Source organism: Faecalicatena faecalis (assembly GCF_012524165.2).
GTDB classification, from domain to species: Bacteria; Bacillota; Clostridia; order Lachnospirales; family Lachnospiraceae; genus Faecalicatena_A; species Faecalicatena_A faecalis.
This window is the reverse complement of record NZ_JABACJ020000009.1, coordinates 64,147-83,465: the sequence shown is the minus strand read 5'-3', so window position 1 is coordinate 83,465 and position 19,319 is coordinate 64,147. Positions and strand designations below refer to the sequence as shown.

The 19,319-nt window shown below is 45.2% G+C and carries 15 protein-coding genes; all 15 read right to left on the bottom strand.

The window, feature by feature from the left end; all coding sequences use genetic code 11:
• Positions 1–96 precede the first annotated feature (96 nt).
• The 15 genes from gltA to HGO97_RS11010 all read right to left on the bottom strand — a co-directional run bounded on the left by gltA (position 97) and on the right by HGO97_RS11010 (position 19,279).
• Complete coding sequence (gene gltA / locus HGO97_RS11080; RefSeq protein WP_216241596.1) at positions 97–1,485, bottom strand: NADPH-dependent glutamate synthase; 1,389 nt, start codon at positions 1,483–1,485, stop codon at positions 97–99.
• Entirely contained in the window at positions 1,485–2,375 is an 891-nt protein-coding gene (locus HGO97_RS11075) for a sulfide/dihydroorotate dehydrogenase-like FAD/NAD-binding protein (protein WP_216241594.1), read from the bottom strand. The genes gltA and HGO97_RS11075 overlap by 1 nt, the downstream gene beginning before the upstream one ends.
• A gap of 364 nt (positions 2,376–2,739) precedes the next feature.
• Complete coding sequence (locus tag HGO97_RS11070; RefSeq protein WP_216241592.1) at positions 2,740–3,921, bottom strand: iron-containing alcohol dehydrogenase; 1,182 nt, start codon at positions 3,919–3,921, stop codon at positions 2,740–2,742.
• A gap of 170 nt (positions 3,922–4,091) precedes the next feature.
• Positions 4,092–5,513, bottom strand: coding sequence for a chitobiase/beta-hexosaminidase C-terminal domain-containing protein (locus tag HGO97_RS11065; protein ID WP_216241591.1), 1,422 nt, complete (start codon positions 5,511–5,513; stop codon positions 4,092–4,094).
• The gene (folD, locus tag HGO97_RS11060) at positions 5,510–6,364 is read right to left on the bottom strand and encodes a bifunctional methylenetetrahydrofolate dehydrogenase/methenyltetrahydrofolate cyclohydrolase FolD (RefSeq protein ID WP_216241589.1); all 855 of its coding nucleotides are present in this window, start codon (positions 6,362–6,364) and stop codon (positions 5,510–5,512) included. Before folD ends, HGO97_RS11065 begins: the two co-directional genes overlap by 4 nt.
• Before the next feature lie 11 nt (positions 6,365–6,375).
• Positions 6,376–8,046, bottom strand: a complete 1,671-nt coding sequence (locus HGO97_RS11055) for a formate--tetrahydrofolate ligase (RefSeq protein WP_216241587.1) — start codon at positions 8,044–8,046, stop codon at positions 6,376–6,378.
• 23 nt (positions 8,047–8,069) lie between these two features.
• Complete coding sequence (locus HGO97_RS11050) at positions 8,070–10,535, bottom strand: DNA translocase FtsK (protein ID WP_216241585.1); 2,466 nt, start codon at positions 10,533–10,535, stop codon at positions 8,070–8,072.
• A gap of 211 nt (positions 10,536–10,746) precedes the next feature.
• The gene (locus HGO97_RS11045) at positions 10,747–11,481 is read right to left on the bottom strand and encodes a ClpP family protease (protein ID WP_216241765.1); all 735 of its coding nucleotides are present in this window, start codon (positions 11,479–11,481) and stop codon (positions 10,747–10,749) included.
• A 311-nt stretch (positions 11,482–11,792) separates the two neighbouring features.
• Positions 11,793–13,067, bottom strand: coding sequence for an O-acetylhomoserine aminocarboxypropyltransferase/cysteine synthase family protein (locus HGO97_RS11040; RefSeq protein ID WP_216241582.1), 1,275 nt, complete (start codon positions 13,065–13,067; stop codon positions 11,793–11,795).
• Between the two features lie 10 nt (positions 13,068–13,077).
• Positions 13,078–13,833, bottom strand: a complete 756-nt coding sequence (locus HGO97_RS11035; RefSeq protein WP_216241580.1) for a CFI-box-CTERM domain-containing protein — start codon at positions 13,831–13,833, stop codon at positions 13,078–13,080.
• A 232-nt stretch (positions 13,834–14,065) separates the two neighbouring features.
• Positions 14,066–14,797 carry a YebC/PmpR family DNA-binding transcriptional regulator gene (locus HGO97_RS11030; protein ID WP_216241579.1) on the bottom strand — a complete coding sequence of 244 codons (732 nt, stop codon included), beginning with the start codon at positions 14,795–14,797 and terminating at the stop codon, positions 14,066–14,068.
• Positions 14,798–15,320: 523 nt separating this feature from the next.
• A complete protein-coding gene (locus tag HGO97_RS11025) occupies positions 15,321–15,668 on the bottom strand; it encodes a type II toxin-antitoxin system PemK/MazF family toxin (protein ID WP_216241576.1) in 348 nt (115 codons plus the stop codon).
• Positions 15,669–15,881: 213 nt separating this feature from the next.
• Entirely contained in the window at positions 15,882–17,048 is a 1,167-nt protein-coding gene (gene alr, locus HGO97_RS11020) for an alanine racemase (RefSeq protein ID WP_216241573.1), read from the bottom strand.
• Entirely contained in the window at positions 17,045–18,550 is a 1,506-nt protein-coding gene (locus tag HGO97_RS11015; protein WP_216241571.1) for an NAD(P)H-hydrate dehydratase, read from the bottom strand. Before HGO97_RS11015 ends, alr begins: the two co-directional genes overlap by 4 nt.
• Positions 18,551–18,634: 84 nt before the next feature.
• Complete coding sequence (locus HGO97_RS11010) at positions 18,635–19,279, bottom strand: redox-sensing transcriptional repressor Rex (RefSeq protein ID WP_168866717.1); 645 nt, start codon at positions 19,277–19,279, stop codon at positions 18,635–18,637.
• Positions 19,280–19,319 lie beyond the last annotated feature (40 nt).

Below are 19,319 nucleotides of genomic sequence, written 5' to 3'. Positions count from 1 at the left end.
AAATAACTTCTCCATAAAGTAATTTCTCCATAACAGCGGCACAAATATTTATGTACCGCTGTTATGGAGAAGTATGATTCATTTTACTTTTTTATTTTATTTGTTTCTCAAATATTCGTCAATGCCCTTTGCACCTGCTTTTCCTGCACCCATTGCAAGAATAACTGTTGCTGCGCCTGTTACGGCATCTCCGCCTGCATATACAGCAGCCTTGGAGGTCTGTCCGTTCTCTTCTTCAGCAACGATACATTTTCTCTTATTGACTTCCAGTCCCTTTGTTGTGGAAGAAATCAATGGGTTCGGAGAGGTACCAAGTGACATAACGACTGTGTCAAGCTCGATCTCATATTCGGAACCTGGAATCTCGACTGGACGTCTTCTTCCTGATGCATCCGGCTCACCGAGTTCCATCTTAATCACTTTCATACCTTTCACATATCCGTTCTCATCTACAAGAATCTCCTTCGGATTTGTCAAAAGGTCGAAGATCACGCCTTCTTCTTTTGCATGATGAACTTCTTCTACTCTGGCAGGAAGCTCTGCTTCACTTCTTCTGTATACGATATGTACTTCTGCACCAAGTCTTAAGGCTGTTCTTGCAGCATCCATAGCAACGTTACCGCCGCCGACTACTGCGACCTTCTTACCTGCAACGATTGGTGTATCATAGTTATCATCGAATGCTTTCATCAGGTTACTTCTTGTCAGGTACTCATTTGCTGAGAATACGCCGTTCGCGTTCTCTCCCGGGATTCCCATGAACATCGGAAGACCTGCTCCTGAACCGATGAATACAGCCTCGAATCCTTCTTCCTCGATCAACTGATCGATGGTCGTCGACTTACCGATAACTACGTTCGGCTCAAACTTAACACCTAATTCTTTTACTTTCTCAATCTCTTTAGCAACGACTTTCTGCTTTGGAAGACGGAATTCAGGAATACCATATACCAGCACACCGCCCAGCTCATGAAGAGCTTCGAATACAGTCACATCATAACCCATCTTCGCAAGATCTCCGGCACATGTCAATCCAGACGGGCCTGAACCGATGACTGCGACCCTGTGTCCGTTGGTCGTCTCCGGGCACTCCGGCTTAATGTCATGCTCCAAGGCATAATCTGCTACGAATCTCTCCAGCTTACCGATAGAGACCGGTTCTCCTTTGATACCACGGATACATCTTCCTTCACACTGAGACTCCTGTGGACATACACGTCCGCAGATAGCCGGAAGTGCGGAAGCTTTCCCGATTACTTTGTAAGCCTCTTCAATCTTTCCTTCTTTTACTTCTTTAATAAATCCAGGAATATCAATAGCAACTGGGCATCCCTCGATACACTTTGCATTCTTGCAGCCTATGCATCTCTGAGCCTCTTCCATTGCCTCTTCCTGATTGTATCCAAGACAAACTTCCTCGAAATTAGTTGCACGTACTTTTGGATCCTGCTCTCTTACAGGCACTTTCTTTAATACATCAGCCATTAGTTGTCACCTCCACAGTTTCCGCAGCCACCATGATGAGTGTCTCCTTCTTGTAATTTCAGCATTGCACGGCCTTCTTCGGTCTTGTACATCTGGCTTCTCTTCATTGCCTGATCGAAGTCTACAAGATGTCCGTCGAACTCTGGTCCATCAACACATGCAAACTTAATCTCATCTCCTACCTGAAGACGGCATGCACCGCACATTCCTGTTCCGTCTACCATGATCGGGTTCATGCTGACGATGGTAGGAAGCTCTAACTTCTTTGTAAGCAGACATACGAACTTCATCATGATCATCGGTCCGATGGCTACACATACATCATATTTCTTACCTTCATTCTGAACCAGGTCCTCAATCACTGCTGTAACCATTCCTGAACGGCCATAAGAGCCATCATCTGTTGTCACATACAAATTACCTGCAACAGCTTCCAGTTCTTTCTCAAGAATCAACATGTCTTTAGTCTTGGAACCAACGATCACGTCAGCATCAATGCCATGCTCATGCAGCCATTTCACCTGTGGGTATACCGGTGCCGCACCTACACCGCCGGCAACGAATAACATCTTCTTCTTTTTGAGCTCTTCCAGATCTTCGTGGATAAACTCTGACGGGCATCCCAAAGGTCCTACGAAATCGCGGAAGCTGTCTCCTTCTTTTAATTCAGCCATCTTCACTGTAGAAGCTCCGACTTCCTGGAATACGATTGTAATCGTTCCTGCTTCTCTGTCATAATCACAGATTGTAAGAGGGATTCTTTCACCCTTATCATCCATCTTTACAATCACAAACTGTCCTGGCTGGCAGTGGCTTGCAACACGCGGTGCGTGTACATTCATAAGATAGATCTTATCAGCCAGTTTTTCTGCTTTTAATATCTTGTACATCTTCTTCCTCCTTATATAAATAGAGTCCCACTTCTGAAACCCATGCCTGAGGCGGCCACTTTGCGGCATTTACCCCCTATGCTGCAGTGTGCATCCCGTCCGGCGGACTTTCCTATCCATTTCGGATAAAAAAAATCACTCTTTTCTTATAATACGACATAAATAAAGGAATGGCAAGTACTCTTTCCTAAAAATAGAGCCGCCTCTGTTTTCCAGCTCCATTTTCCTTAAAAATCAATTCTAAGACTGTCCATCCTGATTTGTGACCTGTTATATACAAAACGGAGACCGCCCATATCAGGCCATCCCCGTTTTGATACTTTTTCTACCGGTTGTCCCCGGATATGTATGTGATATCTGATATTTAGAAGTCTACTTCTGTACCGTAGTAAATGCAGTTGAACAGTCTTTCCATCTCTGCTGGTGTAATGCTTCTTGGGTTGGAACCTGTACATGCATCTCCAACAGCCAGTTCGGAAATCTTTGCGATCTTCTCTTTGAATTCGTCTTCGTTGATACCGAATTCTTTCAGAGTCTTTGGAATGTTCAGCTGTACGTTGAAATCGTCAATTTTTTCACACAGGCTGTTGATCAGGGCCTTCTCAGATGCTCCCGGAAGTCCTACTCTGCGTGCGATTTCAGCATAACGCTTAGCAGCAACAGGATCTTTTGCATTGTATTTGATTACATATGGAAGGTACATTGCGTTTGCACATCCGTGTGTAATATGTCCTGTTGAAAAAGCAGCTCCTGTCTTGTGTGCCATGGAGTGTACGATACCAAGCAGTGCATTGGAGAATGCCATACCTGCCAGACACTGTGCGCTGTGCATCTGCTCTCTTGCCTCTTTGTTTCCTTTGTAGGAAGCTGGCAGATAATCGAATACCATCTCGATTGCCTGGATTGCAAGAGGATCTGTGAAAGCACAGTTTAATGTGGATACATATGCTTCGATTGCATGTGTCAGTGCGTCCATACCTGTGTAAGCAACCTGTTTTGCCGGAAGCTGTTCTACTAACTCAGAGTCAACGATTGCAACATCTGGTGTGATGTTGAAGTCAGCTAACGGATACTTCACACCTGTCTGATAGTTTGTGATGACTGAGAATGCTGTAACCTCTGTAGCTGTTCCGGATGTAGACGGAATTGCTGCAAATTTTGCTTTCTGTCTCAGTTCTGGGAAGTTAAATGGGATACATAAATCTTCGAATGTCACCTCTGGATATTCGTAGAATGCCCACATTGCCTTTGCTGCATCTATTGGTGATCCACCACCCATTGCCACGATCCAGTCCGGTTCGAAAGCACGCATAGCTTCTGCACCCTTCATAACGGTCTCTACAGATGGATCTGGCTCAACGCCTTCAAATAACTGAACTTCCATTCCTGCTTCTTTCAGGTATCCAACTGCTTTGTCAAGGAATCCCTGACGCTTCATGGAACCGCCGCCTACTACAAGGATTGCTTTCTTTCCTTTCAGATTCTTCAGTTCTTCCAAACATCCTTTTCCGTGATAAATGTCTCTTGGTAATGTAAACCTGCTCATTTTGCTGCATCTCCTTTATCAGTATGTTATTTTTTTAACGTGTTCATTATAGCACTGTTAAAGTTTTAACGCAACCGTTAGCATGTAAAAAATCCGTTAATTTTTGCACAAAAATACCGCTGTGTTTTTGTCTATTTTTTAACACAGCGGTATGATTTTTCATCGGTTCCTTACTGGGTAATCTCAAGCATATAGTTCCTCTTCGTCACCTGGGTATATTTACCAGTATTATTATTTTTAAGGACAGCTGAGAACATCGTCTGGCCTTCTGGCATATCAATCGGTCCTGTATACTCCTCAGGAGTGACAGCCGGATCTGTCGGATCTGTATTGTCTGTCGTATAATATGCTGTATATCCCTCAGGCACCGTTATCGTAATCTTGGATGCAGTCTCATACTGCCCGGTAGACGGCGTTACTGACGGTGCATCTGCAATTGGAAGCTGAATCACATAAGTGCGGGCTGCTGTCAGACTTGGCACCTTCTTCTTATTGACAGTAATCGCCTTGATGACATGACTTCCCTCTTCCTTGAGCAAAATCGGTTCCGTATATTTCTTGCTGGAGGTATCCGGCTCCGAACCATCATCTGTATAGTAAATGGTCCCTCCATCAGAACTCAGCGTCACTTGCTGCACTTCCTCATAAGTTCCCTCTTCCAGACTGAACTGTGGTTCCTTAGACACATAGTCTTTGACCCCTTCCAGAACTTCATCATATTCACAATCTGCCAATAGTTCAGAAATCTTCAATAACTGCTTTGTGTCTACATAAAACTGGATAGCCGCCTTGTAAAGCTCTACATTGGACGGCTGTGAGGCAATGGCTGTTGTAAATACAGTTTCTGCCTCTTCCAGGTCATCCTGCTGGATATAAACTTTAGAAAGACCGGTATAAGCCTCTGCCTTTTTACTGCTCTTATTGATTGCTTTCTTATAATATGACTCTGCAAGTGAATAGTCACTTGACTGGAGTGCCTGGTTTCCTTTCCGTATCTGCCCCTCATAAGAATTCTGGTAGTATACAAATCCAAGTACCCCTGCCAGGATGATCAAAAGCAAAAAGATGATCAGAGCCCTCTGACGGCGTTTCTTAGCCAATCGCTTTTTCCGGGCAATCTGCTGGCGCCGCCTTTCCTCTGCCTCACTTCTCTGGTGTATCGTTCCTGTAGCCTGCCTGCGCATAGAACCTGTATCTGCCCTATCCTGACGAATAGATCCTGTCGTGTTCCTGGAAGCCTGCCGCATGTTTCCAGTCGTCCCTCTTGCGGACTGTCGCATGGATCCTGTGGTATTCCTTCCTTCTCTGCGGCCCTGCCTCATGGCTGCATTTCTTCTTGCCCTTATCTCATCCAGTTCTCCCTGGCTTAATACTCTTGTAGAATTACTATACTCCCTTGACCCCTCACGGCGGTATCTTCTGATATCATCCGTTCTGATCTGTCTTGTGGCGTCTTCAACAGAACCCTTCACTTCCTGTGCAAGGACATCTTCCAGAGGATTATAATCCGGTACAATCTGAACTTCCATACCGCATTCCGGGCACCAAAGCATATCGTCCGGAATTATGGCACCACAATGTGTACATCTCATCTTAACTCCTCCTGCCTGCGCGCAGCAGCCACACAATTGTTCATTAACATCGCAATGGTCATAGGTCCTACCCCGCCAGGTACTGGTGTAATTGCAGAAGCCTTGCTGACGGCATCTGCATAATCAACATCCCCGCAGAGCTTATTGTTCTCATCTCTGTGCATCCCCACGTCGATGATGACTGCCCCATCTTTTATATATTCCGAATTGATAAATTCTTTCTTTCCGATTGCAACAATTAATATATCTGCGCGCTTTGCAACTTCTTTTAAGTTCTCTGTCCGGGAATGGGCTACCGTGACTGTTCCGTTCTCCCGGAGCAAAAGTGCTGCCATCGGTTTGCCGACAATATTGCTTCGCCCGATTACAACACATTCTTTTCCACTAATTTCAATTCCCGAGCGTTTCAAAAGCTGGATGATTCCAGCCGGGGTACAGGACACGAACCCCTCTTCCCCGATCCAGAGCCTTCCGACGCTGACCGGATGGAATCCATCCACATCCTTGTCCGGTGAAATCGTGCGGATAATCTTATCTTCATTCATATGGGAAGGCAGCGGGAGCTGGACCAGAATCCCGTTCACCCCGTCATCTGCATTGAGCTGCTCTACAAGAGAAATCAATTCCGCCTCTGATGTAGACTCTGGAAGCTCATATGCCCTGGACTCAATTCCAGTATAGGTGCATGCCTTCTTTTTATTATTTACATAGACAGTAGATGCCGGATCTTCCCCGACCTGTATCACAGCCAGACAGATATTGGTGCCTTCCGCCTTCATGGACTGAACCTGTTCCTTCAATTCGTCTTTTATCTGTTTTGAAATCAGCTTTCCATCAATAATCTGTGCCATCTAATTCTCCTTTAAAACAGGCCGATAATCTTACCGTCTTCTGCAACATCGATATTATTTGCCGCCGGTGCTTTTGGAAGACCCGGCATTGTCATGACCGCCCCAGTCAAGGCAACTACAAATCCTGCACCTGCACTGACATAGACTTCACGGATATGGATATCAAAATCCTCAGGACGCCCAAGCTTCTTAGCATCATCTGACAGAGAATATTGGTTCTTTGCCATGCAAACTGGAAATGAGCCAAATCCCATTGCCTCAATTTTAGCAAGCTGCTTCTCTGCAGCCGGCTCATAGACAACACCGCGTGCACCGTAGATTTCTTTTGAAATCTTTTCGATCTTCTCTTTTAATGTCAGTTCGTCTTCATATAATGGGTGGAAATGGCTTTCCTTATTCTCTAATGTATCAAGAACCTTTTTCGCAAGCTCGATACCGCCCTCTCCACCTTTTTCCCAGACCTCTGAAAGAGCAAATTCACATCCTCGCTCTTCGCAGAATCGGCGGATATACTCATTCTCCGCATCTGTATCTGTTACAAAAGAATTCAATGTGACGATTACCGGCACATCATATTTTTGTATATTTTCAATATGTTTTTCTAGATTTACAATTCCTTTTGCAAGAGCTTCCAGGTTCTCTTCTCCCAAATCGCTTTTTGCAACTCCACCATTATACTTCAAAGCCCGCACAGTTGCAACTAAAACTACAGCATCTGGTTTCAGGCCTGCTTTACGGCATTTGATATCCAGGAACTTTTCAGCACCTAAGTCTGCGCCAAAGCCTGCTTCAGTGATAGTAATATCACTGATCTTCAATGCCATCTTTGTAGCACGCACACTGTTACAGCCATGGGCAATGTTAGCGAATGGGCCGCCGTGTACCAGCGCCGGTGTGTGTTCCAATGTCTGAATGATATTCGGTTTGATAGCGTCTTTTAATAAAGCTGTCATCGCGCCTGTAGCCTGCAGGTCCTCTGCTGTCACAGGGTCGCCATCAAAGTTATAAGCAACAATAATTCTGCCAAGACGACGCTTTAAGTCTGCAAGGTCATCTGCCAGGCAGAGAATCGCCATGATCTCAGAAGCAACTGTGATGACAAAATGATCCTCTCTGACCATACCGTCCATTTTATTTCCAAGGCCGACAACGATATTACGAAGGACTCTGTCGTTCATATCCAGACAGCGTTTCCACACGACCTGGCGTGGATCGATACGAAGTGCATTGCCCTGTTGGATGTGGTTATCCAGCATTGCTGCGAGCAGATTGTTCGCAGAAGTAATTGCATGGAAGTCTCCTGTAAAGTGTAAATTCAGATCCTCCATCGGAACTACCTGGGCATAACCGCCTCCTGCTGCTCCGCCCTTGATTCCGAAGCAAGGCCCTAGAGATGGTTCTCTCAGTGCAATTAAGGCCTTCTTATCTAACTTTGCCATAGCCTGTCCAAGACCTACTGTTGTTGTTGTCTTTCCTTCTCCTGCCGGAGTCGGATTGATTGCTGTTACCAGAACAAGCTTTCCATCCTCTTTGTCCTTGATCTTATCCCACAGCTCCTCGGATAATTTTGCTTTATATTTCCCGTAAAATTCGAGGTCGTCCTCCTCAATTCCAATACTTGCTGCCACTTCTTTAATGTGCAGCATCTCTGCTTCTTGTGCAATCTGAATATCTGTTTTCATTTGTTTACCTCCTGTAATTGGTTTTATATATTTTCTTCTATGTATTGCTCAAACTCTTCGGGTGACATCAAAATCTTTCTAGGCTTTGTGCCCTCTTCTTCTCCCACAACACCAGCCTCTGCAAGCTGGTCCATGATGCGGGCCGCCCGATTGAACCCAATCTTGAACATGCGCTGCAGCATGCCGATGGATGCCTTATCTTTATCGATGATCAGCTTCCCGGCCTCTACAAAATAAGTATCTCTGTCATTCCCACCGTCAGAAGCCGCACCAGGTATTCCCGTATTAGTTCCTGTGCTGGAATTGACATGCTCCTCAATTTCCTCACTGTAAGAGGCGTTGCCGTTATGCTCGATCAGATGGTCGACCACCTTCTGTACTTCTTTATCTGAAACAAAGGAGCCCTGTACCCGGACCGGCTTTGGATATCCAGTCGGATAAAAAAGCATGTCTCCCTTCCCCAGCAGCTTCTCAGCTCCATTCATATCGATGATCGTACGTGAATCCACGCCCGACGAAACGGAAAATGCAATTCTGGAAGGCATATTCGCCTTAATCAGTCCAGTGATAACATTAACAGAAGGACGCTGGGTCGCAAGAATCAAGTGCAGCCCGGCAGCCCTGGCGAGCTGAGCCAGACGGCAGATAGCGCCTTCTACTTCTCCCGGTGCCACCATCATAAGATCAGCCAGCTCGTCTACGATAATGACGATCTTCGGCATCTTCTTCGGAACACCGTCTCCTGGTTCCATCTGTTCAATCTTCTCATTGAAGCCTTTCAAATCTCTGACATTATAATCTGCAAAAAGCTTGTAGCGCTTTTCCATCTCCGCCACTGCCCAATTCAGGGCTCCGGCTGCCTTCTTCGGATCTGTCACGACCGGAATCAGCAGATGAGGAATCCCATTATATACGCTCAGCTCAACCACTTTCGGGTCTACCATGATCAGCTTCACGTCCTCTGGACTTGCTTTATAGATGATACTCATGATCAATGTGTTGATGCAGACGGATTTACCCGATCCCGTAGCACCCGCTACAAGAAGATGGGGCATCTTAGCAATATCTGCAACGACAGTCTTACCTGCAATATCTTTCCCTACTGCAAATGAAATTCCTGACTTACTATTCTTGAACTCATTGGATTCCAGCAGATCACGCAGCATGACCGCTGTATTCTCATTATTCGGCACCTCGATTCCGACCGCAGCTTTCCCCGGAATCGGTGCTTCAATTCTTAGATCTGTCACTGCAAGGTTCAGCTTGATATCGTCGGCAAGTCCAACAATCTTACTGACCTTGACTCCCTGTTCCGGCTGAATCTCATACCTTGTAACTGAAGGGCCGCAGCTAGCATTGGTAACATGAACCTTTACTCCAAAATTCTGCAGTGTCTGCTCTAATTTCAAAGCAGTGGCCCTTAAATGAGCATCCGAATCTCCTCCGGTCTTCTTTCCACGGTTCAAAAGGGAAAGAGGAGGAGTCTTATACGCCTTCTGTGGTTTCTCCTCTTGAGCTTTGACCGTCGCTTCTACCTGATCGGCCTCTGCCGCAACAGTCTGTGCACTTTCCTGCGTCTTACGCTTCCTGGATGGTTCTAATGCCTCCATCTGCACAGGCTCCTCCGGGATAATCTCCTCTACCGGATCTGCCGGGTCAACTATCGGCTCTGGCCGGTTAATGACCAGGTCCTCGAACGGAGACGGTATAGGTGCCGTCTTCTTAAGCTCTTCTTCCGGTGTCAGCTCTTTTAGATCCGGTGATTTTCTTCCAGATGTATTGCCTGTTAAGGTTGTGGCAAAAGAGACTCCTGAGACCTTATTGTCCTGGCGCTTTGCCTTTTTGACATCCTTCTCTTCTTTCCGTTCCTGCTGACGCTCCAGCCTCCTCGTCGCGGACACTTCTTTGCGGCGTCTCGCGTCCTCATATGCCTTCTTGCTCTTATGTCCAAGCGGAGTCAGAAGTGATTTCTCCGTAATCAGAATCGTGCAGATGATCATCAGGATGACAATCACCACATAGGTCCCTGCAACACCGATCAGCGGACAGAGCAGCTTAACAATACATCCGCCCAGAAGTCCTCCGGCATTCTTATGTTCACTCGCCAGATGATAATAGGTGAGCAGTCCGGCCTTTGCATCATAGGAATTCATCACCAATTCCAGAAACGCCGTAAGCATCAGCAGCATGACCACTGCTGCGCCCACTTTTATGTACGCATGGGCATTGCCTTTATTCGATATCGTAAAGGCCGCTGCCCCAAACAGGATGAATGGCAGAAAATAAGCCATAAATCCAAATAACCCAAACATGACTGACGAAACTGCCTCCCCCGCAATTCCGCCCAGGCCAAAGTTGCTGATTACTAACAGGATACAAACTGCCAACATGGACAGAATCAAAATCTCATCTTTTAAAACAGCATTCCCCTGTGTTTTCTTTGGCTTGCCTCTTGTGCTTTTTCTCTTTTTTGTTGACTTTGCAGCCATAATACTTCCCCCTTGGCTTTTAAACATACTATATTTAGTATATCATTTTTTCAAAAGCCTGTCATTATGATTTTTTTCGTCTAAGAATTTACTTTAGCAGTTAAGGTTAAATTTTTCAAGCCTTAACTGCTAAGATTTTGTTTCCTGACAATTTCAGCAATTAGTTTCTCCCAAAATCAGTTTCTTTCATAATGACTTTTTATCCAGGTCTTTATATCGGAGGCAGCTCCAATGACTCCCTTTTGTTATCGCCCTCAATCATATCATGCAGCTTGTGAAGTGCCTGACTAATTCCTCCCACTTCATCTATGATACCTTCCCGGACTGCATCTTGTCCCTCAAGCAGTGTCCCTACATCTTTCACGAGCTGAGTGGAATCTAGCATCAGCTCTTCCAGTCTTGCCTGCGTTATCCTGGAATGGTCTGAGATAAACTTCGTGATACGATCCTGAGTCTTTTCCATATTGCGGAGACTCTGAGCCACTCCGATGAACATTCCACTGGAACGCACCGGATGGACAATCATAGTCCCGCTTGGTACGATAAAGGAATAATCTGCAGACACTGCAAGCGGCCCTCCAATGGAATGGCTCCCCCCAAGTACCAGTGAAACGGTCGGCTTGCTTAAAGATGCGATCATCTCCGCAATTGCCAGTCCTGCCTCCACATCTCCGCCCAATGTATTGAGCAGGACCAGGATTCCCTCCACCTCATCATTATCCTCCGCTTCTGCAAGTCTTGGGATTAAATGCTCGTATTTTGTCGCCTTTGTGTTTCCCGATACAGCCTCATGACCTTCAATCTCGCCAATAATCGTCATTAGCTGTATATTATGACGCCCACTCCCTTTTCCTAGACGGAGAGTTCCTGTATCTTTGATTTCTTCATTTTCCTCGGCCTGGTTCTTCTGAATCTGCTCTTCCTTCTCGCCTCTGGTGCTGTCCATATCCTGACTGTCTATATTCTGGTTGTCTATATCCTTGCTCTCCTTATTTTCCTGCTCATTCATCATATCTCATCCACTCCTGCCTTTTTAGATTTCTGCTATCCTTAGGACCGCAGTTCAAATTAAGTATCGCTTTTCATTTCTTCTCATCACGCACTACCTTACATCTCTCACGGATGAAAAGAATTGTTGACGCTTTACTTAGTATCTGAAAAAAAGCAAGAATTATACAGGGCAGATGATTTATTTTAATTAGAAAATTTCATCAAAAAAGGTATGAATGCAAATTGTATACATCCATACCATCTTATTTAAAGCAGTGCCTGCTCTACATCTGCGATAATATCATCCACATTTTCAATTCCCACACTGAATCTGATCAAATCAGGCTGAACACCTGCTTCCATCAGCTCCTGTTCGTTCATCTGACGATGTGTATGACTTGCCGGATGAAGAACACAGCTTCTTGCATCAGCAACGTGAGTTACGATCGCAACCATTTTCAATTTATCCATCATTTCCACTGCAGCTTCTCTTCCACCTTTCAGGCCAAAAGTGATAACACCGCAGGTTCCGTTCGGCATATATTTCTGTGCCAAATCGTAATATTTATCTCCTGGCAGAGATGGACAGGAAACCCATGCCACCTTCTCATGACTCTGCAGATACTTCGCCACAGCAAGTGCATTCTCGCAATGACGCGGCACACGCAAATGCAGTGTTTCAAGGCCAATATTGAGAAGAAACGCATTCTGCGGAGCCTGGATAGAACCAAGATCCCTCATCAACTGTGCCGTGGCTTTTGTAATATAAGCCCCTTTTCCAAATTTCTTAGTATATACGATCCCATGATAGGTCTCATCAGGTGTGGTCAATCCTGGGAACTTTTCAGCATGGGCATCCCAGTCAAAATTACCGCTGTCAACAATAGCGCCGCCTACGCATGCTGCATGTCCATCCATATACTTTGTTGTAGAATGAGTCACGATATCTGCGCCCCACTCAATTGGACGACAGTTGATCGGTGTTGCGAAGGTATTATCTACAATAAATGGAACACCATGTGCATGTGCTGCATCAGCGAACTTTTCAATATCAAGGACAACAAGTGCAGGATTGGCTATTGTCTCTCCGAATACTGCCTTTGTATTCTCCTGGAATGCAGCGTCTAATTCTTCTTTTGTACAATCCGGGTCCACAAAAGTAGCTTCTACTCCCATCCTCTTGATTGTATGAGCATACAGATTATAGGTCCCGCCATAGAGTGCGGATGCACATACGATATGGTCCCCTGCCTGTACGATATTCATGATGGCATAAAAATTCGCTGCCTGTCCAGATGAAGTCAGCATAGCTGCTGCCCCGCCCTCCAGATCACAGATCTTTGCTGCAACCGCATCATTCGTCGGATTCTGCAGTCTGGTATAAAAATATCCTGACTCTTCCAGGTCGAACAGTCTTCCCATCTGTTCGCTGCTTGTATATCTGAATGTTGTACTCTGATAAATAGGAAGAACTCTCGGCTCCCCGTTCCCCGGCTCATATCCTGATTGTATACATTTTGTTTCCATTTTGTAGCTGCTCATTTTCTTCCTCCTATGAATATAAATATTTCTTTTCCAGTTTGTGTACCATATCACTGTAAAGATCCTGACATTCCTTTTTTCTGCCTTCTTCGATCAGCTTGACACAGGGGCTTAAGTATTCTTCCCATATTCCTTCGTAGATCTGCGCTGCATCCTCCTGACGGTTGATGCGCTTCACGATCGTCGGTGCAATATTATAGTACTCCTCCACGGTCTTCATGCCCTCTTTTGACTCAAGCATGTATTGATCGCGGTAGTCCCGAAGCAGGCTCAGCTCATAACAATTATCCGGCTTGTCAAGGCTCTTACAAACAGCCGTAGTGATATAGCAGAGTCCTTTTTTGAATCCACCCTGAATCTGGTCTCTGCTGGAGTGACTGATTTTATTCCCCGGCATCTTCTGGTTCCAGACTGCAATCATCCGGTCTGTAAATTCCTTTGTCTTCACACTTGTGATCTCACCCATGAGCGGGACAAAATAGGATACCATGTTCATATTATAATCCAGACATACCATGTCTCTCTTCCTCTTCGATGGTATCGCCATAAGCTGCTCTTCCACATATTGGGGGATGTAAGAGGCTGTCTCCTCCAAGGATTCATCCGATTCCTCGAAAGCCTCCCGTATCCTCCCCAACAGTGCACCATGTTGGTTCAGCAGCGTATCCATATCCGTCTCATACGTACTCTTATGAAACTTCTTCGCATAATCGGCTGTCTCCCCAAAAAGGGTGATCATATCCGACCTCAAATTTTCATGGTTCATTTTATCTCCTTTTAACGTATAAACATTAGAATTCGTTTTAATATCACAAGATATTGTACCATATCCCAGTAATGCCCGCAAGATGAAATTCGGACGTAGAGTCCTTGTGCAAAGTCCTTGTTATAAAATCATAAAAAATCGAGGTAAATGACGGTGCTGCCGAACATTTTCCTCGATTTTCTTTTACATTATCTTCTTGAGCAGTTAGAATAAAGCCGCTGTATAAACACTCTTACTCATCCCAGTTGTGATATACGTCCTGTACGTCATCATCCTCATCCAGTAAATCTAATGTCTTCTGAATGTTCTTGATATCCTCTTCGCTTGTGAGTTCTACATATGTCTGCGGAATCATCGTCACTTCTGCATCTGCCATGACGATTCCTTCTTCTTCCAGTTTCAGACGGACTGCACTGAAATCTTCCGGGGCAGTAAGGATTTCAAAGCTGTCATCGTTTTCCACGAAATCTTCTGCACCTGCATCCAGCGCAAGCATCATCAGTTCATCTGCTTCCATGCTGCATTCTTCTTTATCTACCAGAATCTGTCCTTTTTCATCAAACATAAAAGATACACATCCAGGTGTTCCAACATTTCCACTTCCTTTTGTAAATGCATTCTTAACATTGGAAGCTGTACGATTCTTATTGTCTGTCAGAGTCTTAACAATGATGGCTGTACCATTCGGTCCATATCCTTCATATGTAATATGCTCATAATTGTCTCCAGAACCTTCACCTGCTGCCTTCTTGATATTTCTTTCGATGGTATCGTTCGGCATGTTATTTGATTTTGCTTTCGCAATTACATCACGAAGTCTGCTGTTATTATTAGGATCCGGACCGCCGCCCTCTTTCACTGCAACAGCAAGCTCACGACCAAGCTTCGTAAAAATCTTACCCTTAGCAGCATCATTTTTTTCTTTCTTATGCTTAATATTCGCAAATTTAGAATGTCCTGACATCTCTAATCTCCTCTTTTCGTCTTTATCTTATTTTTCTATATATTTTAACCGATAAACTCGCCTTACAATTTTATCACTCTTTATTCGATATTTCAATTATTTCTTCATATTATTTTTGTAATTGTAGAGTCAAAATGAAATATCGAACCAGCCTCGTTACATCCCAGATAGGTTAAGATACTCTTCTTTTCCTCTCCTCCATATCCATTTATAATAGGGCCACACTCTCTCTGATATCCCCCACATTACACAAGTGAGCAGAAACACAATCGTCCCTCCTCCAGACCCGTCCCCACATCCCTCACCAGAAATCTCCCCAAGTAAGCTTCTCATCGATATGGATGAAACCAGCCCGTCTGTAAGGGAAAGAAAGCCGGACATGGATGCGGACCGTTTCATCAGACCTGCTGCTTATATAAGCGGCAGGTCTGATGAAACGGCCCACATCTATGTCCGGCTTTCTTTCCCTTACAGATGGGCGTCCCCTTTCCAGCTATGACAAGCTCACTTAAAATTTCCTCATTTATGTAGAAAGTTCCAGACTGATCCGTACAGCATCGTTTACTTTCCTCATCAATCCACTGTCTACATGGCAGACAAATTCTTTGAGCCTCTGTTTATCGATTGTGCGTATCTGCTCCAACAATATCACTGAATTTTTTACAATATGATATTTCTCTGCACTGATTTCAATATGAGTCGGCAGCTTCGCCTTATTCATCCTGGATGTAATTGCCGCACAGATCACGGTAGGGCTATGCTTATTCCCCACATCGTTCTGGATGATCAGCACCGGACGGATACCGCCCTGTTCCGAACCCACTACCGGACTTAAGTCCGCATAATATATATCTCCTCTTTTTATCACCAAACCACTTCACACTCCGATTCTCATACTTTCATATACGGGTATACCATACGGCCTGCTGCCGCATAATAAAACCTGTATAGGGATACTTCTTTACAGCATCAAGCTGTAATCCCGCCCGCAAGGCATGTATAAACAATGCCCATTGGGTATACTAAAGTATTCCCTGCTTTTTCGGATGTATGCAAGTGCACGGAAAATTTTGGATATAACTCGCTAGGACAGGTATTCTACCTGTTCCACGACTTCCCCGCCTTTTGTGTAAACTCTTGGAATCCGCCTGCCGAGGCAGCAGACAAACTCATAATTAAAACGGCCGCAGACCGCGCTCAATTCCTCCACTGTTATATGTTCATTCTGATCATACCCGACAAGTACCACCTGATCCATGAACTTTACATCAGGTATATCTGTCACATCCACCATGAACTGGTCCATGCAGACACGTCCCAGGATGCGTGCACGTTTTCCATGGATCAGCACGTCCGCCTTGTTGGACAGCCCTCTGGAATACCCGTCTCCGTACCCAACAGGGACTGTAGCGACCTTCATCCTTTCCTTTGCCGTGAAGGTTCCACCGTAACTGATGGATTCCCCTGCCTCGACCTCTTTTACAAAGGTAACATGGCTTATCAGCTCCAGTGCCGGACGGAGACTCACTGCCTCCTTGTGCACTTCGTCGGAAGGATACATGCCATAAGTAGCGATCCCGGCACGCACCAGATTATGTTTCATATCCGGGAAGTCGATGATTCCAGCACTGTTATCACAATGATAATATGTAATATAGATTCCAGCCTCTTCCAGAGCATTCTTCACCCAGGTAAACTTCTCATGCTGAGTCAGTGTATAGCTTTTGTCTGTCTCGTCAGCCTTTGCAAAATGTGTGAAAACGCCTTCTACGTTCACATGAGGCAGACGACTGATCTCTGCGATTTTCTGAATGCTTTCCTGATTCGGCAAAAATCCCAGCCTTCCCATTCCGGTATCGATCTTGATGTGGAAGCAGGCTGTTTTTCCAAGCTTTTGTGCCGCTTTGGATATCTCCCGAGCTGTTTCTTCCATATAAATAGTGGTCCTGATATCATAAGTAAGCATATCCTCATACTGCTCCGGGAACACACACCCCAGAACAAGGATTGGTTTTTCAATCCCGGAATTTCTCAGAGAAATAGCTTCCTCCAGGCTCGCAGTCGCATATCCCCAGATATAGTCCTTCTCCTCGAACATTCTTGCGATCGGAGCTGCACCGTGTCCGTAGCCGTCCATTTTCACTACGGCAATAATTTGAGCATCGTCACCGATATGCTTTTTCATCTGTTCCATATTATATTCGATTGCATCCAGGTCGACTCTGGCATACACTCTGCTGTATTGTTTCATCTGTCCATACACTCCTCTGTCTTTTTTGTACAGCAGGCAATTCCTGCTATCAGATCTTCCGCCAATACACTGTAAGACCCTTTCGCCGCCTTTGCCTCATCTCCGCCGCAGGCATGTAAGTATACCCCGCAGGCCGCCGCCTCATAAGTGTCCATGTGCTGCGCCAAAAGCCCAGAAATCACTCCTGCGAGCACATCCCCTGACCCGGCCTTTGCCATGGAACTGTTCCCGGCTGTATTGACAAAAATCTGATGATTTCTTTTCACTACGATTGTTCGGGCATCCTTAAGTACACAGACCACTCCATATTTTTCCGTAAATGCCTTCACCTTCTCAAAACGCTCCTGTGCAAGCTCCGTCACAGAACAGCCCAAAAGACCGGACATTTCCTTCATATGGGGAGTCAGAATCATAGGAGTATCTTGCTCTTTTAATAATTCAAGATGACAGCTCAATAGATTCAGCCCATCTGCATCTACGACACAGGGGACCTTTACTTCTGTCAGTGTGGTCTTTAATATCTGTTCGGACACTCTGTTCTGTCCTAAGCCGCAGCCGATTCCAACGACATCTGCCCAGGAAAGGAATTTTTTTAACTTTTCTTCGTCAAAGTCTGTATAAGTAGAAATAATAGCTTCCGGCAGAAGCTGCTGCAGGACCACACGGTTATCCTCGGATGTATAGATCTGTACCAGCCCGGCGCCGCTTGTATATGCCGCCTTGGCACTTAAGTATGCCGCCCCTGCCATCCCTTTGCTCCCTGTAATCATGAGCACCTTCCCATAAGTCCCCTTGTGGGAGTTCGGTTTCCTTGGGGGAAGAAGGTCTGGAAGATCCTTTTTAGTAAAGGTATAACAAAGTGTATCTTCGTTCTTAAATATTCCGGCATCAATACCAATATCCACAGTCACCGTCTTACCTGCATACAAGTGCCCCGGATGAAGGATACAGCCCAGCTTCTCACATTGAAATGTGACTGTCAGCTCTGCCTCAAAAGCGGCCCCAAGCACTTTTCCGGTCGCGGAACAAACGCCTGACGGAATATCCACTGCTGCCTTTGCTCCTTTCAGTGCATTCATCTTCCTGATGACATCCAAATAATCCCCGGTAATCTCACGGTTCAATCCCACCCCGAAAACAGCATCCACTATAGTAGTATATTCCTCCTGGTCCACAGTTGTGACCACTAAAACGCCGGAATTTTCTGCGATCTGCCTCTGTCTTTTACAATCTTCGCTCATCGATGCCTCACGGCCCACAAATACAGCCTTTGTATCATATCCCCGATTCTTCAACAGACGCGCGATGGCAAATCCATCGCCTCCATTATTGCCGGAACCACAGAAGACCAGCGTCTTGGACAGATCAAGCTGCTCTTGTTCCATGATATCCACCATAGCAAGTGCCGCTCTTTCCATCAATACTATTGATGGAAGTCCAATTTCGTTGATCGTATAACTGTCCGCTTTCTGCATCCATTCTCCTGTAGGGAGGTATCTCATATTATCACCATCCTGACTTCCTAAGAAATGAAATAACGTGTAAAAAAGGCTGGTCAGCCTTCGTTACACGCTTTGTATTCTCTATCATTTGCCATGTTCTTCATTGTAGCGGCTGATATTGTAGGAGAGCTTCATCAAGCTGTCTGACAAATGTACGCTTTCTACAATCACATCCTCCGGCAGATTCAAATCTGTATGTGCAAAGTTCCAAATCGCCTTGATTCCGCTTGCCACTAAGATGTCTGCCACCTCAATCGCTTTTGATTTTGGAATCGTAAGTGCTGCGATTTCAATATCATTATGCTTTAAAAATGTCTTTAGATCATCCATCATACGTACTGGTATCCCGCGAATACTTACGCCTTCCAGTCTTGGATTCACATCAAACAGTCCCTTCAAATGAAAACCACTCTTCTCAAATGAAGCATAATTGGCAAGTGCCTGTCCGAGATTACCTGCGCCTATAATAATCATATTATGTTCTCTGTTCAATCCCAAAATCTTACCAATCTCCGTATAGAGATACTTTACATTATACCCATATCCCTGCTGTCCAAAACCACCGAAATTATTCAAATCCTGGCGGATCTGTGAAGCAGTGACGCTCATCTTCTTGCTCAGGTCGTTTGACGAGATTCTCTCTACGCCTGCGTCCAGTAATTCTCCCAAATATCTGTAATATCTTGGCAGCCGTCCTATTACCGCACGTGATATTTCTCTCTCTTCCACAGCAATCACCCTCCAAACTTAGTCTAATACACTGCTTTGT

Coding starts and splice junctions, on each gene's coding strand:
- gltA (WP_216241596.1), bottom strand. CDS start 1,485: ATGGCTGATGTATTAAAGAAAGTGCCTGTAAGAGAGCAGGATCCAAAA.
- HGO97_RS11075 (WP_216241594.1), bottom strand. CDS start 2,375: ATGTACAAGATATTAAAAGCAGAAAAACTGGCTGATAAGATCTATCTT.
- HGO97_RS11070 (WP_216241592.1), bottom strand. CDS start 3,921: ATGAGCAGGTTTACATTACCAAGAGACATTTATCACGGAAAAGGATGT.
- HGO97_RS11065 (WP_216241591.1), bottom strand. CDS start 5,513: ATGAGATGTACACATTGTGGTGCCATAATTCCGGACGATATGCTTTGG.
- folD (WP_216241589.1), bottom strand. CDS start 6,364: ATGGCACAGATTATTGATGGAAAGCTGATTTCAAAACAGATAAAAGAC.
- HGO97_RS11055 (WP_216241587.1), bottom strand. CDS start 8,046: ATGAAAACAGATATTCAGATTGCACAAGAAGCAGAGATGCTGCACATT.
- HGO97_RS11050 (WP_216241585.1), bottom strand. CDS start 10,535: ATGGCTGCAAAGTCAACAAAAAAGAGAAAAAGCACAAGAGGCAAGCCA.
- HGO97_RS11045 (WP_216241765.1), bottom strand. CDS start 11,481: ATGGACAGCACCAGAGGCGAGAAGGAAGAGCAGATTCAGAAGAACCAG.
- HGO97_RS11040 (WP_216241582.1), bottom strand. CDS start 13,067: ATGAGCAGCTACAAAATGGAAACAAAATGTATACAATCAGGATATGAG.
- HGO97_RS11035 (WP_216241580.1), bottom strand. CDS start 13,833: ATGAACCATGAAAATTTGAGGTCGGATATGATCACCCTTTTTGGGGAG.
- HGO97_RS11030 (WP_216241579.1), bottom strand. CDS start 14,797: ATGTCAGGACATTCTAAATTTGCGAATATTAAGCATAAGAAAGAAAAA.
- alr (WP_216241573.1), bottom strand. CDS start 17,048: ATGAAACAATACAGCAGAGTGTATGCCAGAGTCGACCTGGATGCAATC.
- HGO97_RS11015 (WP_216241571.1), bottom strand. CDS start 18,550: ATGAGATACCTCCCTACAGGAGAATGGATGCAGAAAGCGGACAGTTAT.